A 14,018-nucleotide genomic window follows, 5' to 3' on the forward strand; every position below is an offset into this window, starting at 1 on the left:
TTTTTTATCTTGGTAGTTATAGCCTGTCGAAAATATATTTGCGGTTTTCATGGGCATAATGAAGATAATATGAGATAATGAATGAATGATTAAAACTTCACAATGGAAGAAGGAACAAATATTGAAACTAAAAAATAAATTTCAAGACAATGAAAAGGTTGTTCTAAAAAGTACAGGCGAGCAAGTAACCATCAGCAAGTTCAACTATGTTCCTAATCTGAAGAGATATTCCTACACACTAAAAGAGTATCCAAAAACTTTCTATTTTGAGGAAGAAATCAAACAACTCTAATAATCCCATCAGGTGTAAACAGATGACTAAGATCATAGCGGTCCCCTTCAGATTGCAGCCCTCTATAAAAATCATTTTGTCACCTCCATTTTTCTTAAGCACACCATGAAAACCGGCTAAGGTTAGCTGGTTTTTTTATTTGGGTAGATAAATAATAATTAAGAAAAATGGAGGGATATCATGTTTTATTTGGTGTACATCAGTGGTGTTATTTTACTGATTTCCGTAGTGCTATTCGTCTTCTCGGCAGTTTCATTTCGAAAAGAGACAAAACCCACTTTAGACTCCATTCAAAGTATTCAGTCGAGAATGCAGGAAGAAAAGGAAGCAATCAATGTCCAAAATGAAAATTTTAAAGTCAAGAGGATGGAAATCAAGAATGACCTGGATTGGAAAAAATCAGTTTTCACCAATACGATCAATGAATTAAAACGGCTCCCTGAAACATTATTTAAAACAAGTTCCAAACAAAAGACGAATTATCATCCCAGGTAGAAGTAAACTGAAACATAAAAAACGCGGAAGCTATTGTGCTTCCGCATTTTTTATAAGGCTGTGAATTCTTCATCATGATACAATTTATTCGTCCTGATATTATCCTTATGATAGATGGCATTTATTTCTCCACCGATGACAAGAGCCAGGCCTGTCAAAAATAGCCATAGCATAAGCACAATCACTCCACCTAAACTTCCATACGTAGATGAATAATTTCCGAAATTGCTGACGTAGAATGAAAACCCTAGCGAAATCACCTGCCATATGATGGTCGCTACAAGTGAGCCCGGTATGACTTCCTTAAACGTTTTATCCACATTCGGAGCAACTCGGTAAAGAATAGTAATGATGGCAAAAATGACTACAAATGCAATGATGAAACGAAGAACATTCAGGAGTAATGAAGTCCCTCCAGGAATATATATGAACTTCTCCAGGTTGCTTATTATCACGCCGCCAAATATCGGCAGGAAAAATGCAATCAAAAAAGCGAAAATCAAGCCAATTGTAAGGCCGATGGAAAGCAGTCTGACAATAATGAACGATCGAGTTTCCTCTGCATTGAATGCCTCATTCATAGCCTTAATAAATGCATTCATGCCATTGGAGGCAGACCAGATGGTGCCCAATACACCGAATGTGAGCAATCCGCCATTAGGCTTATTGATAAATTCATATATGCTGTCCTCAATTAGTTCCACAGTTTGCTGAGGCATGATTGTATTTAAAAATTCGATCGCTTTCACCGGATCTATGGATAAATAAGGAAGGATGGAAAGTGTTAAAATCAACAAGGGGAAAATTGCCAGCATATAATAGTATGCCTGTTCTGCTGCTAGCCCTGTTGCACGATCATCCTTCATTTCCTTACCTAGCCGCTTACCGAATCTGATAGCCCTTCCCATTCTCTCCCACTTCCTTCTATATGTTTGTTATCGATTGGAACGCTTTACAGGTAAAGTGCAACAACGGAAAGAACCACCCGACTTGATGATCTCGGATATGTCCACCTCTATGACTTTATATCCCCTTTTGCGCATAGCCTCATTCACCACTCTATTACAAGGAAGGCTGAAGACCTTTTTATCCCCTATGGAAAGCACATTCGTTCCCATGGTGAACTGCTCTTCTTTTGTGACTTCGATCAGCTCATAACGTGCTGCAAGAAAATCAAGCTCCTCTTTTCTAAGAGCTGGAGGGTATACGAGTGCCTCTGTTGGAGAAAGGATGTTAAATACGCAGTCCAAGTGAAGATAAGATTTATCTATAGGTAGTTCCTTCACCGTAACCCCCGGCAGCGCTTCAGAAAGCTTATGTATGCCCTCGCGTGAAGTACGACCGCTTATGCCTATATAAACGATGTCACGGTCTATAATCACATCTCCACCCTCTATGCTGTTTTCTGTGAGTGCAAAATAGGAGGCGCCGTGCTCATCAAGCCAATTCTTAAACAGTTGTTCTTCGCCGTGTCTGACATCACTTCCCATATTGGAAACAAACACAGTACTACCAAGTGTAAAGCCTATATCCCGCGTGAACACCTGCTCTGGAAATTGCTCTAACGCTTCGAGGCTGATAACATCGATTCCTTCCTCTTTCATTTTTGCAACAAAGTTTCGGTGCTGTTTGGATGCCACACTTTCATCAATATTGTCATCCGCATAATGTTTCTGGGTTTCGTTGATAATTTCACTGATGCTCATGTATGTTGGCGGACACACCAACACCTTTTCCAATTGTTCAAATTCACTATTGCATTGTAAATCCATATTTTTTCTAGTTGCTTCCATTTCGATAGTCACTTTAAATCCCCCGTTCAATATCCATTGTTTTTATAAGGTACATTCCCGAAAGTGGAAAACCATTAAACATTTTTTGACCAATTAAATTATAGGAAGAAAGAATTTTATAGAAAAAGAGCAAATTTAACATACATTAAATTTGCCCTCTCCATCTTCATATATTATTTTCCGATGAACATTTGCGTCCAGTAGTTTCCGTCTTCCACATAACCTACACCAATATGGGTGAAGTTCCCATTCAAGATATTTTTACGATGGCCTTCGGAATTCATCCATGCCTGTACTACTTCCTCTGGACTGCGTTGACCCATTGCGATATTCTCTCCAGCCGTATTATAGCTGATTCCAAAATCCCTCATCATATCAAATGGAGACCCATAAGTCGGACTGGTGTGGGAGAAATAATTCTTAGCTTTCATATCCTTGGATTTTTCCCTTGCTACATTACTTAGGTCAGAGTCTGCTTTAAGATCTGAAAGGCCATTCTTGCGGCGCTCGGCATTCGTCAATTCAATTACTTTCTGTTCTGTTTCTGAAATACCCTCTGTTGATTCAGCGGCTGGTGCCTGATCTTGTTTCGCTTCAGGCTGAGCTTCAGGTTGTTCCTGGGCAGGTGCAGGCTGACCTTGCTCTGGTGCGGGTTGCCCTTGCGGCGTTCTAGGCTGTTCACCTTTAGGTACTTCCTGTTGGAACTTATACACTCCAAATTGTCCATACTGCTCTACTTTTTGGGAGTGTGGAAACTTGTTGCTTGGCGTACTTGTGCTAAAAGAGTTTGGATCGATAGTTAAAAATCCATTATTAATCTTTTGTACCTCTCCGCTTACGCCATCTTTTACATTGCGATCATTGCCGATATTTCTTACTGTATCGTCCAAGGGATTGTTATAGGAAGTGTTTTCAGGTGCAGCGTTGTTTTCCATATTGTTGTTATTGTCTCCACATGCAACAAGCATGGAAAGTGTTAATGCGATTACTGAACCTAGATAAAGTAATTTTTTCATGTGACATCTCCTTTTGCAAAGTTATTACGATAATAGCTTTTCTTTTATTGGGAAAAGTATTATTGGTAATAAACGTGAAAAAAGGAGAAAGAAGGAGCCAGGCCAATCAGGTAAAGGTCTTTATAAAGCGGGAGATCAGAAATAACGCGCTTTCGTACCGCCGCATAGGTGTTTTGCTGGGTGTGACGGCATGATACGGCCTCTTTCGTACCGCCGCGCGGGTGTTTTCCTGGGAGTGACGGCATGATTCGGCCTCTTTCCTACCGCCGCATAGGTGTTTTGCTGGGTGTGACGGCATGATACAACGACTTTCATACCGTCACATAGTTAATTCTTTAAAGCTGACGTCCTGATCCTTACTGAGAACAAAAAAGCCAGATCCTCACAACTCCAACCTAGTGAGTATCTGGCCTTTCATTAACCTTCCAGTAATTTTTCCAACACTTTTTGCACAGCGTACCCTTCGTCAAAACCCACTAAATAGGCATCTTCCCCATCAAGCTTTTTGACCATTTCATCAATCAGGCTGTAATGAGGGAGGTTAGTTTCGCTCAAATCAACTTGCTGCCAATCTTCACCCTTATATGCGGTTTTGACGACTCTCCAATCATCGAGTGCGACGGATTGCTCTGTGCCGTGAATGGTAAAGGAAATATGTTCTTTTCCTGCTTGTCCGACAAGGCCATCCACCAATACTTTTAGTCCACTTTCCAGTTCGATTGTTGCAATGACGCCAAGCTCGCTAGCTGTTTCATCCTCTGGGAATTCAACGGAACTTGTCACCTTCTTTACCGGCCCGAACAAGGCAAGAATCATTTGGAGGTAATGGGGGGTGATTTCTCTGATAAACCCTCCCTGTTCTCTCTTTCCTATCCAAGGAGTCTTTTGCCATGGCCTCGGCCATTCAGGAAAATGCATTTTTAAATAAATTCTCCTTATGTCGCCTAAGGAGCCTTCATCCACAAGTCCTTTCATAAAAAAGAATGCTTTTTGATATGCTAAAGGAAAATGCATGGCATGGATAAGCCCGGTCTTTTGACCTTCATTAAGCATGTTCAATCCTTCCTGATCTGAATTCGCCAAAGGTTTTTCGCAAAGAACATGCTTTTTATGTGCGAAAGCAGCCATCACTACATCATGGTGGATAGCCGGCGGCACTGCCACATAAACGAAATCAACATCATCTTGTTGTATGAGATCCTCATAATCTGTATAAAAGGGAACCCCCTCCAATTGAGTTGATGTTTGTTTTGCCAATTCCACTTGTCTGTCGCAAATGCCTGCTATCTCAATGGCTGAAGACTTTTTAAATTCTGAAATTAAACGTTGGCCGATTACCCCAAGTCCGACAATTCCTACTCTTTTTATATTACTCATGCTACTTCCCCCTTGTATCTGTAAAACGATGAAAAGAAATAGTCTCCCGTCGTAACGGGAAACTATCTAGCTTAATACCTTGATGAATTCTCGCATATAATCAGGCAGATCTGGTGGACGACGGCTGGATACGAGGTTAGCATCCACTACTACCGGTTCATTCACCCAGGTTGCTCCTGCATTAATCATGTCATCTTTTATTCCAGGAGTACTTGTCACTTTTTTCCCTTCGAGGATCTTCGCTGAAATCAATACCCAGCCTGCATGACAAATCTGCCCGATCGGTTTTTGCTGTTCGTTCATTACCCGGATAAGAGAAAGAATGTCATCATATCTTCTCAATTTATCTGGTGACCAACCACCAGGTACCAGGATTGCGTCAAAATCATTTGGGTCCAGGTCATGGAATGACACATCCGACTCAATCGGAACGCCATACTTACCGATATATGTTTCATTGGGTTTTTCACCGGCAATGACGACAGTTGCTCCTTCTTCTCTCAGACGAAGAACCGGATACCAAAGTTCAAGATCTTCAAAATCGTCACTTACGAGCTGGATGATTTTTTTGTTATGTAGTTTGATGGGAAACCCTCCTTCTATAATGGTCTACTGTCATTGTGAAGGAGTATATTGAGTTTTGCAAATAATACTTAGCCTTTTTTCACTATAATTTCGGGCGATATGTGTTTTATCGAGGAAAGTCCACTAAGTGCCAAAGATGCATCCACATCAGCCCCAAGATTAAGTAGCACCTGTTCCACACCCATTTGCCCGTCAGCTGCCAATCCATAAATATATGGGCGGCCAATCAGTACTGCATCTGCTCCAAGCGCAAGCGCCTTTATCACATCAGGCCCTCTGCGGATTCCACTGTCGAACAGGACTGGGATTTTACCACCTACTGCTTTTGCTACTTCCTCCAAGGCATCCAATGCCGCAATGCATCCATCCAATTGTCTCCCGCCATGATTGGAAACGATAACTCCGTCCACACTATGTTCAAGGGCAAGTCTGGCATCTTCGGGATGTAGGATACCTTTTAAAAGAATAGGAAGATTCGTATGCTTTCTCAGAAAACTCAAGTCCTCCCAGGAGAGGGATGGTTCGTACACTACATTGACAAGTTCCTTTAACGCAGCTTCAATATTGGCTGCTGGGCTTTCGTTTAATCGAGATAGAAAAACCGGATCGGAAAAATAGTTGCCTGCTCCCTCGCCAAGTTTCAAAGGTGAATAACCATGGGTCAGGTCTCCTTGTCTGATTCCCAATAAAGCCGTGTCTATCGTTACGACAATTGCCTCGTATCCAGCTTGTTCAGCCCTTTTCACAAAGCTTGAAGTAATCTCCCAATCCTTGCTCCAATAAAGCTGAAACCACCTTGAATTATCAACTGATTCATGTGCTATTTCCTCCAATGAATAAGTGGATACCGAACTTGCAATAAATGGTACGTTCATATTTTGGGCTGCTTTTGCAGTTGCTTTCTCTCCTTCCGGATGTGCAATTCCCTGCATTCCAATTGGAGCCAATATGAATGGAGTAGGGTGTTTTTTTCCAAAAAGGGTAATGGAAAGATTTCTTTCTGAGACGTCCTTCAAAAACCTCGGTCTTATTTTCCACCTGTAAAAAGCTTCCTCATTTGCCCTCAATGTCTCCTCATTACCTGCACCACTTTTGATGTATGTAAAGGCGTGTGGCGTTATTCGTTTTTCAGCTTCTTGTTCCCAATCAGTGAAATTAATTACTCTTTTTTTCAAAAGGTCATTTGCCACTTTCCCCCCTCCTAATCCTTTTTAAGTGTTCTTGCCACAACATTTCCAAGGGTCTGTATGCCCTGTACCAAAAGGATTAACAGGAAGACGGTAACATACATTACTTCTTCTACATACCTCAGATGACCATAACGGTAACCGAGGTCACCAAGTCCACCTGCACCGACAAGTCCAGCCATCGCTGTTGCCCCGATCAAGCCGATTGTTGCAATCGTCAATCCGAGTACAATGGAAGGACTTGCTTCTCGAATCATGACATTCCAGATGATATCCTTGCTTTTTATTCCCATTGCTTCGTATGCTTCCAACACGCCTTTATCCACTTCAAGCAGGGAATTCTCCATCAGTCTTGCAATATATGGAGCAGTATACACGACTAGCGGTACCATGACACCTGCCACACCCATTGTAGTTCCTACAACTAGTTTCGTAAAAGGCAGGATAAAGAATAGGAGGATGATGAAAGGTATGGAACGTACGACATTGATCAAAATATTTAAGAGACCGTAGATATATTTGTTTTCCAAATTCTTTCCTGGTCTTGTCAGGACAAGGAGGATCCCAAGCGGAAGACCGATAAGTACAGAAATGAAAAGTGCGATCCCGACCATCTGCAGTGTTTCCAGAACAGCTTGCCAGACAGCATCTCCCCAGTCATTATGAAATTCGCTTATTGTTTTTAACATGATGACCTGCTCCCTCCACTTGAATATTTTGCTCTTTTAAGTATTGTATCGCTCGTTGGACCTCCGACTCCTCCCCCTTGATATGAACGAGAAGACTTCCAAAAGGATGTTCCTTTAACTGCGTGATGTTTCCAGATAAGATATTGGGATACACATCGAATTTTTTGCTCACGACAGCCAGTGCAGGATCCTTGGAGGAATGCCCGAGGAATTTCAAAGATACAATCTCTCCATTGTCCCCTAAATTCTCCAATAGCTCATTCGTTAGTTGATGATTGAAAATACTATTGACAAATTTCTTCGTTGTTGGATGACTGGGCGAGGTGAACACATCCTTTGTAAGTCCCTGTTCGACAACCTCCCCATTTTCCATAACAGCAACCCGGTCACAGACCTTTTGAATGACATGCATTTCATGTGTGATCAAAAGAATGGTTATACCTAACTCATCATTTATTTTTAATAATAGTTCGAGGATGGCTTCTGTTGTATCCGGGTCCAAAGCGCTGGTAGCCTCGTCGCTTAGGAGAACGCTCGGTTCGTTCGATAGCGCCCGTGCGATGGCTACACGCTGTTTCTGACCACCCGAAAGCTGGCTTGGATAAGCATCCTTTTTATCCGATAGACCGACAATCTCCAAATACTTATCGACCCTTGCCCCTATCTCACTTTTTGAAACCCCTGTCAGTCTCAGCGGAATGGCAATATTGTCATATACGGTAGCAGTCTTGAGAAGATTGAACCCCTGAAAAATCATTCCTATTTTGCGTCTTGATGCTAATAGCTTCTTAGAGGATAGTGACGTCAATTCCAGCCCGTCAACAAACACCTTGCCCTTTGATGGTTTTTCAAGAAGATTCACACAGCGGATCAAGGTGCTTTTTCCTGCACCACTGTAGCCGATTACACCAAAAATTTCGCCTTTCTTTACCTCCAACGTTACACCTTTCAATGCATCGATGCTGGATCTGTTGGTAACATAGCTTTTGGAGATGTTATCGAGTCTAATCATTATGTACCCCTCCATTTTCTGAATTTATATTGTAGAAAGCCGCATCAATGGCGGCTTTCCTTTGCTTACTTTTACCAAGAAGGGACTACAGATCCTTCAAACGTCTCATCGATAAACTGCTTCACTTCTTCTGAATGATAAGCTTTTATCAGCTTTTTCAATACTGGATCATCCTTGTTTTCCGTACGGACGACCAATGTATTTACCCATGGGGAGTCTCCCGGTTCAATGAAAATGGAATCCTTAGTCGGAACAAATCCGAATTCCACAGCAAAGTTTGTGTTGATAGCAGCAGCTGCCAGTTCTTCCAGTTGGCGAGGAATCTGGGACGCCTCCAATTCAATGAACTCCAGGTTTTTTTCATTTTCCTCAATATCCTTCAAGGTGGCATTTGCCCCAGCGCCCTCTTTAAGCTTGATTAATCCAGCAAGTTCGAACAGCTGCAAAGAACGGGCTCCATTTGTCGGATCATTTGGCAAACCGACTTTATCGCCATCTTTCAAATCTTTTATATCTTTAACACTTGTAGAATAAATGCCCATCGGAAAATTGACTGTTGTGGCTATGTCTGTCAATTCCAATCCCCGGTCCTTTTTGAACTGCTCCAGATATGGCTTATGCTGGAAGCTGTTCACATCAAGGTCACCCTCATCCAAGGCTACATTAGGCATTACATATTCAGTGAAGACTTCGATCTCAATATCCAGTCCGTCCTTTTCCGCGACTTCTTTCACTTTTTCCAGTATTTGCTCGTGAGGTCCTGCTGTTACCCCTACTACTAATTTATCTTCATTAAGGGCTTCGTTACCCCCTGATTCGTTACTGCCACATGCACTAATAATAGTTAATAAAAGTACCGTAACCAACAATCCTAATAGTTTTTTCATCCTGTTCTCTCCCTTTTTACATTTATTTTTTCGATTACTTCAAATGCTTGCAAAATATCTGTTGATTCAAACTTCCTTTTCATAAAGTGGATCGACTCAGAAGGCAGTAGGGTATGTTCAGCAATAGTTTCTAGAGTCTGTCTATCCTTGTTGGATATGCCAAGATCAAGAAGGTTTTTGGGAAGGTCTGTTTTTTCAAAAAAAGCAGTCAGATTGCCGATTTCCTCTACTTTCCCTTCCAATGCCAGCTGGACGAGAATTCCATAAGCGACTTTTTCTCCGTGTAATAGATGATGGGTCGAAGGGATTTTCGTTAGTGCGTTATGTACAGAATGAGCTCCGGCAATCCTTCCAAAATGATCTGCAAAACCACCAACCATACCACCTAGCATAATGATGGCATCTGTGACAGCCCTGAAACTGGATGTGAGCTTACCCTTCTCAATATCAGAAAGGGCTTCAATTCCTTCTTCCAATATAATATTTTTACAAAGATCTGCTGACTGAAGCCCTAATTTGACTGCAACTGGAACGGGATCGAGATCGTATATGAGGCTTTGTGCCTCATACCATTTTGCTAGAGTATCCCCGATGCCCGCCTTGTAAAACTGGATGGGTGCTTTTAGCAAAATTTCAGGTTCAACCAACACCAAAAGCGTACTTTTCGGAAAAATGGTATACCTGTCAAACTCACCATTCTCCGTATAGAAAACACTTAACGGGGTCCAGGCTGCACAAGTGGAAGCGACTGTAGGAATCAAGACAACTTCCAATCGCATTTCGTACCCCAATGCTTTAGAAAGATCCAACACTTTTCCCCCGCCAAGCCCGATGATGATATCAGCGTCCCATGATTCTGCGACTTTTCTCAACCTGTTGATTTCTTCATCCGAACATTCACCACCGTAATGCTCATAATGGACTTGCAGGGAGCCAAAATCCGGAATATGTGATTTCACGCTGCGAAGGGATTTTGTTCCGTGTACGACAAAGACTTTTTGAAACCCGTTTGTTTCTAAAAATACAGGAAGTTTCTTTAGCGCACCAACCTCTGACTGATAGATGGCAGGTGCACCCTGTACGTTAATCAATTCATTCCAACCTCCCAAAGATCAAATACAACAAAAATCCCCCCTTGAAAACAAGAGAGGATGAGAATACAAAAAATCGTCCTCTCTTATCTTCCAGAACATGAATGTTCTGTAGGAATTAGCACCTTTTCTATCGATATAGAAAGGTTGCCGGGCGTCATAGGGCCAGTCCCTCTGCCACTCTTGATAAGAGTTGTAATTTTTGAACTATTGAATTATTAAAAGATTAAAGCAAGTATATGTTGCGGAAAAGATTCTGTCAATAAGTTTTTTGAAATAATAAAATGTAAGCGGTTTACTACTCCTTATCTTGTTTTTGGAGTGCCACCTTTGAACACCGCTGTTGATTTCCGCATTAGGCGCAGCGACCCAAGGGGCGGTGCTTGAGCCTCCTCGGGCTACGCCCTGCGGGGTCTCAAGCCTACCGTCATCTCCCGCAGGAGTCTTCGCCTAATGCTCCAATCAACAGCTAGATTCTAACAAACAACTTTATCCTTTGATGTCAGCGCCTTTTTAAAATGGCTTTGTTGAAGAATATAGTTGCTAAATCTCAATTTTAGGATCTCGAGGAAAAGCTTCATCCGGTTTAAAAGATCTTTTTCTACACTAAGTTCATAGTTTTGGTCTTCATACAGCTTATTACAACTTATGAAAACCTTTTGTCTAAACTATAATCGTAGTTATGGTCTTCATCCGCCTTATGAAGACCTTTTTCCAACGCTAGGGTCATAGTTATGGTCTTCATCCAGCTTATGAAACCTTTTTTTCACCGCTAAGTCCGCAGTTAAGGTCTTCATTCAGTTTATGAAGCCCTTTTTCCAACACTAAAGCCGCAGTTATAGTCTTCATCCGGTTTATGAAGCCCTTTTATCTACAATACTTCCACCGTTAAGGTCTTCATCCGGTTTAGAAATTGTTTTCTGACTAATCTATGAATCTATCATTCAACAAATTGTTCAGCGAATGCCAGTTGGATTTTTACTTGTTCGAATCCTGTGCCGCCTTGGCTGTTTCTGGCTCCAACTACATTTTTGGGCTGCAGGATTTCATAGATGTCTGGCTTGAAGAGTGGAGAAAATTGCTGGTATTCCTCGATATTCAGATCTAATAGGAATTTTTGATTATTGATGGCATACAGGACGATCTTTCCGATGATTTCATGTGCCTGTCTGAACGGAAGCCCCTTTGTTACAAGATAATCAGCAATATCGGTTGCATTGGAGAAATCCTGTGAAACGGCTTGGTGCATTTTATCTTTATTTACTGTCATGGTACGGATCATCGGTGCAAGCAGACGCAATGAGCCGTCAAGGGTAGCAACAGTGTCAAACATTCCCTCCTTGTCTTCCTGCATGTCTTTGTTGTAGGCCAATGGCAGCCCCTTCAAAACTGTAAGAAGACCGACGAGATTTCCGTATACCCTGCCTGTTTTGGCACGAAGTAGCTCAGGGACGTCAGGATTCTTTTTCTGTGGCATGATGCTCGATCCCGTACAGAAAGCATCGTCAAGTTCTATGAATTGAAACTCCTGACTAGACCATATAACAAGCTCCTCTGATAGACGTGAAATATGGGTCATGATCAGTGATGCGTGTGAAAGGAACTCAACGATAAAATCCCTGTCGCTCACCGCATCCATACTGTTCGGGTAAACCTTCTCAAATCCGAGCAATGATGCAGTCTGCTGTCTGTCAATCGGAAAAGTTGTTCCTGCCAATGCGCCTGCACCAAGGGGTGACCAGTTTATACGTTTCATGCTGTCCTGCAATCTTTCTTTGTCGCGCTCGAGCATCCAGAAATATGCCAAAAGATGATGAGCAAAGGAAACAGGCTGAGCACGCTGAAGGTGAGTGTAACCTGGAAGAATTGTGTCAACATTTTCTTTTGCCTGTTCCACTATCGCTTTTTGCACATCGTTCAAAAGAGCGATAATTGATTTCGTCTGCTTGCGAAGATACAGATGCATATCTGTCGCGACTTGATCATTGCGGCTTCGACCTGTATGAAGCTTTCCTCCAACAGCTCCTATTTCATCAATTAGCAGCTTTTCAATGTTCATATGAATATCCTCATGCTCCACAAGAAACTCTACTTCGCCCTTGTTAATTTTTTGTTGTATTTTTACTAAACCTTCCTTGATCGTCTTTGCATCTTCCGTAGAGATGATGTCACAATCGCCGAGCATCTGCACATGTGCGATACTGCCCTCGATATCTTCATTGGCCAACTCTTTATCAAAAGTGATAGAGGCAGTGAACTCTTCTACTAGCTTGTCGGTTTCTTTGGTGAATCTTCCGCCCCATAGTTTAGACATAGTGTGAAAGCCTCCATTTCCATTGTAATAGTTTAATAGCTTGCTACTTTTTCCTTTTTATGAATTCCTGCATATACCTTGGTTGGCAGGCCCCAAAGCTTGATAAAGCCCACAGCAGCGTCATGGTCGAACATATCCCCTTTGGAATAGGTTGCCAGTTCCTCATTGTATAAGCTATTTTCAGATTGGCGCCCGACTACAGTGTGGTTCCCTTTTTGGAGCTTAACACGAATTTTTCCGCTCACATGCTTCTGTGTTTCTTCTACAAAAGCTTGCAGTGCTCCCACTAACGGGGAATACCATAGTCCCTCATAAATGACTTTAGCCATTTGCTGATCGATGGAAGTTTTAAATTGGGTCACTTCTCTTGGCAATGTCAAAAATTCCAATTCCTTATGTGCCCCAATTAGGATTAGAGCTGCCGGATTCTCGTAGACCTCACGGGATTTAATTCCCACTAGACGGTTTTCAATATGATCGATGCGGCCAACTCCATGCTTCCCACCTATTTCATTTAGTTCTTCTATCAAAGGTACAAGATCCATATTCTTATCATTAAGTGCTACAGGTACACCTTTTTCAAATGTGATCTCAAGGTACTCCGGCTGATCTGGAGTCAATTCAATCGGATTCGTCCATGCAAATGCTGCTTCTGGTGCTTCATTCCATGGGTTTTCCAAAACACCAGCCTCACATGCTCTTCCCCAAATGTTTGCATCAATTGAGAAAGGATTATCCAAGTCCACCGGAATAGGAATCTCATGCTTCATTGCATATTCGATTTCTTCATCACGTGTCATTCCCCATTCACGAACTGGTGCGATTACCTTCAAGTCAGGGTTGAGCGCCTGGATGCTTACCTCGAAGCGGACCTGATCATTTCCTTTCCCGGTACAACCATGTGCGACGGCTACCGCTCCCTCCTGTTCAGCCACTTCTACCAACAGCTTGGAGATCAAGGGGCGTGAGAGTGCTGAGGATAATGGGTATTTCCCCTCATACATCGCATTCGCTTTAAGTGCCGGAACGATATAATCCTTCGCGAGCAGTTCTTTTGCATCAACCATGATTGCTTTGATGGCTCCTACATTCAACGCTTTTTGCTGAATGGAATCAAGGTCCTTCCCTTCTCCTACATCCAGTCCGAGTGCAATAACATCATATCCATACTTTTCTTGGAGCCATTTAACGGAAACGGAGGTATCAAGCCCTCCGGAATATGCCAAAACAACTTTTTCTTTAGCCAAGTCAATCTTCCTCCCTGAGAATAAAAATCTATC

General features: G+C 42.2%; 15 protein-coding genes and 1 riboswitch. Of the genes, 2 read left to right on the forward strand and 13 right to left on the reverse strand.

The window, feature by feature from the left end; all coding sequences use genetic code 11:
- Nucleotides 1-121 precede the first annotated feature (121 nt).
- Entirely contained in the window at nt 122-292 is a 171-nt protein-coding gene (locus tag JOC95_RS05340; RefSeq protein ID WP_204414189.1) for a hypothetical protein, read from the forward strand.
- Nucleotides 293-472: 180 nt separating this feature from the next.
- On the forward strand, nt 473-787 hold the full coding sequence (locus JOC95_RS05345) for a hypothetical protein (protein ID WP_204414191.1): 315 nt from the start codon (nt 473-475) through the stop codon (nt 785-787).
- A gap of 50 nt (nt 788-837) precedes the next feature.
- Here the strand turns inward: JOC95_RS05345 and JOC95_RS05350 are convergent, their stop codons facing one another.
- The 13 genes from JOC95_RS05350 to JOC95_RS05410 form a co-directional block, all read right to left on the reverse strand.
- Complete coding sequence (locus JOC95_RS05350; protein ID WP_204414193.1) at nt 838-1,695, reverse strand: YihY/virulence factor BrkB family protein; 858 nt, start codon at nt 1,693-1,695, stop codon at nt 838-840.
- Nucleotides 1,696-1,722: 27 nt separating this feature from the next.
- Nucleotides 1,723-2,580, reverse strand: coding sequence for a dimethylarginine dimethylaminohydrolase family protein (locus JOC95_RS05355; protein ID WP_204414691.1), 858 nt, complete (start codon nt 2,578-2,580; stop codon nt 1,723-1,725).
- Nucleotides 2,581-2,753: 173 nt separating this feature from the next.
- Nucleotides 2,754-3,596, reverse strand: a complete 843-nt coding sequence (locus JOC95_RS05360; protein WP_204414195.1) for a CAP domain-containing protein — start codon at nt 3,594-3,596, stop codon at nt 2,754-2,756.
- A 59-nt stretch (nt 3,597-3,655) separates the two neighbouring features.
- Nucleotides 3,656-3,841, reverse strand: coding sequence for a hypothetical protein (locus JOC95_RS05365; RefSeq protein WP_204414197.1), 186 nt, complete (start codon nt 3,839-3,841; stop codon nt 3,656-3,658).
- A 172-nt stretch (nt 3,842-4,013) separates the two neighbouring features.
- Nucleotides 4,014-4,973 (reverse strand): Gfo/Idh/MocA family protein, encoded by a 960-nt coding sequence (locus tag JOC95_RS05370; RefSeq protein WP_204414199.1) that lies wholly within the window; start codon nt 4,971-4,973, stop codon nt 4,014-4,016.
- Between the two features lie 66 nt (nt 4,974-5,039).
- Nucleotides 5,040-5,558, reverse strand: coding sequence for a DJ-1/PfpI/YhbO family deglycase/protease (locus JOC95_RS05375; protein ID WP_204414692.1), 519 nt, complete (start codon nt 5,556-5,558; stop codon nt 5,040-5,042).
- A 68-nt stretch (nt 5,559-5,626) separates the two neighbouring features.
- Nucleotides 5,627-6,748 (reverse strand): alpha-hydroxy-acid oxidizing protein, encoded by a 1,122-nt coding sequence (locus JOC95_RS05380; protein WP_204414201.1) that lies wholly within the window; start codon nt 6,746-6,748, stop codon nt 5,627-5,629.
- A gap of 11 nt (nt 6,749-6,759) precedes the next feature.
- Entirely contained in the window at nt 6,760-7,434 is a 675-nt protein-coding gene (locus JOC95_RS05385; RefSeq protein ID WP_204414203.1) for a methionine ABC transporter permease, read from the reverse strand.
- Nucleotides 7,406-8,446 carry a methionine ABC transporter ATP-binding protein gene (locus tag JOC95_RS05390; RefSeq protein ID WP_204414205.1) on the reverse strand — a complete coding sequence of 347 codons (1,041 nt, stop codon included), beginning with the start codon at nt 8,444-8,446 and terminating at the stop codon, nt 7,406-7,408. Before JOC95_RS05390 ends, JOC95_RS05385 begins: the two co-directional genes overlap by 29 nt.
- A gap of 71 nt (nt 8,447-8,517) precedes the next feature.
- Complete coding sequence (locus JOC95_RS05395) at nt 8,518-9,333, reverse strand: MetQ/NlpA family ABC transporter substrate-binding protein (protein WP_204414207.1); 816 nt, start codon at nt 9,331-9,333, stop codon at nt 8,518-8,520.
- Nucleotides 9,330-10,424 carry an iron-containing alcohol dehydrogenase family protein gene (locus tag JOC95_RS05400; RefSeq protein WP_239582711.1) on the reverse strand — a complete coding sequence of 365 codons (1,095 nt, stop codon included), beginning with the start codon at nt 10,422-10,424 and terminating at the stop codon, nt 9,330-9,332. Before JOC95_RS05400 ends, JOC95_RS05395 begins: the two co-directional genes overlap by 4 nt.
- An 83-nt stretch (nt 10,425-10,507) precedes the next feature.
- Nucleotides 10,508-10,617, reverse strand: a riboswitch (SAM riboswitch).
- A 747-nt stretch (nt 10,618-11,364) separates the two neighbouring features.
- Nucleotides 11,365-12,738 (reverse strand): argininosuccinate lyase, encoded by a 1,374-nt coding sequence (gene argH / locus JOC95_RS05405; RefSeq protein ID WP_204414210.1) that lies wholly within the window; start codon nt 12,736-12,738, stop codon nt 11,365-11,367.
- 32 nt (nt 12,739-12,770) lie between these two features.
- Nucleotides 12,771-13,985 (reverse strand): argininosuccinate synthase, encoded by a 1,215-nt coding sequence (locus JOC95_RS05410; protein ID WP_204414211.1) that lies wholly within the window; start codon nt 13,983-13,985, stop codon nt 12,771-12,773.
- Nucleotides 13,986-14,018 lie beyond the last annotated feature (33 nt).

The sequence above is a fragment of the Sutcliffiella tianshenii genome (genome assembly GCF_016908565.1).
GTDB lineage: Bacteria > Bacillota > Bacilli > Bacillales > Bacillaceae_I > Sutcliffiella_A > Sutcliffiella_A tianshenii.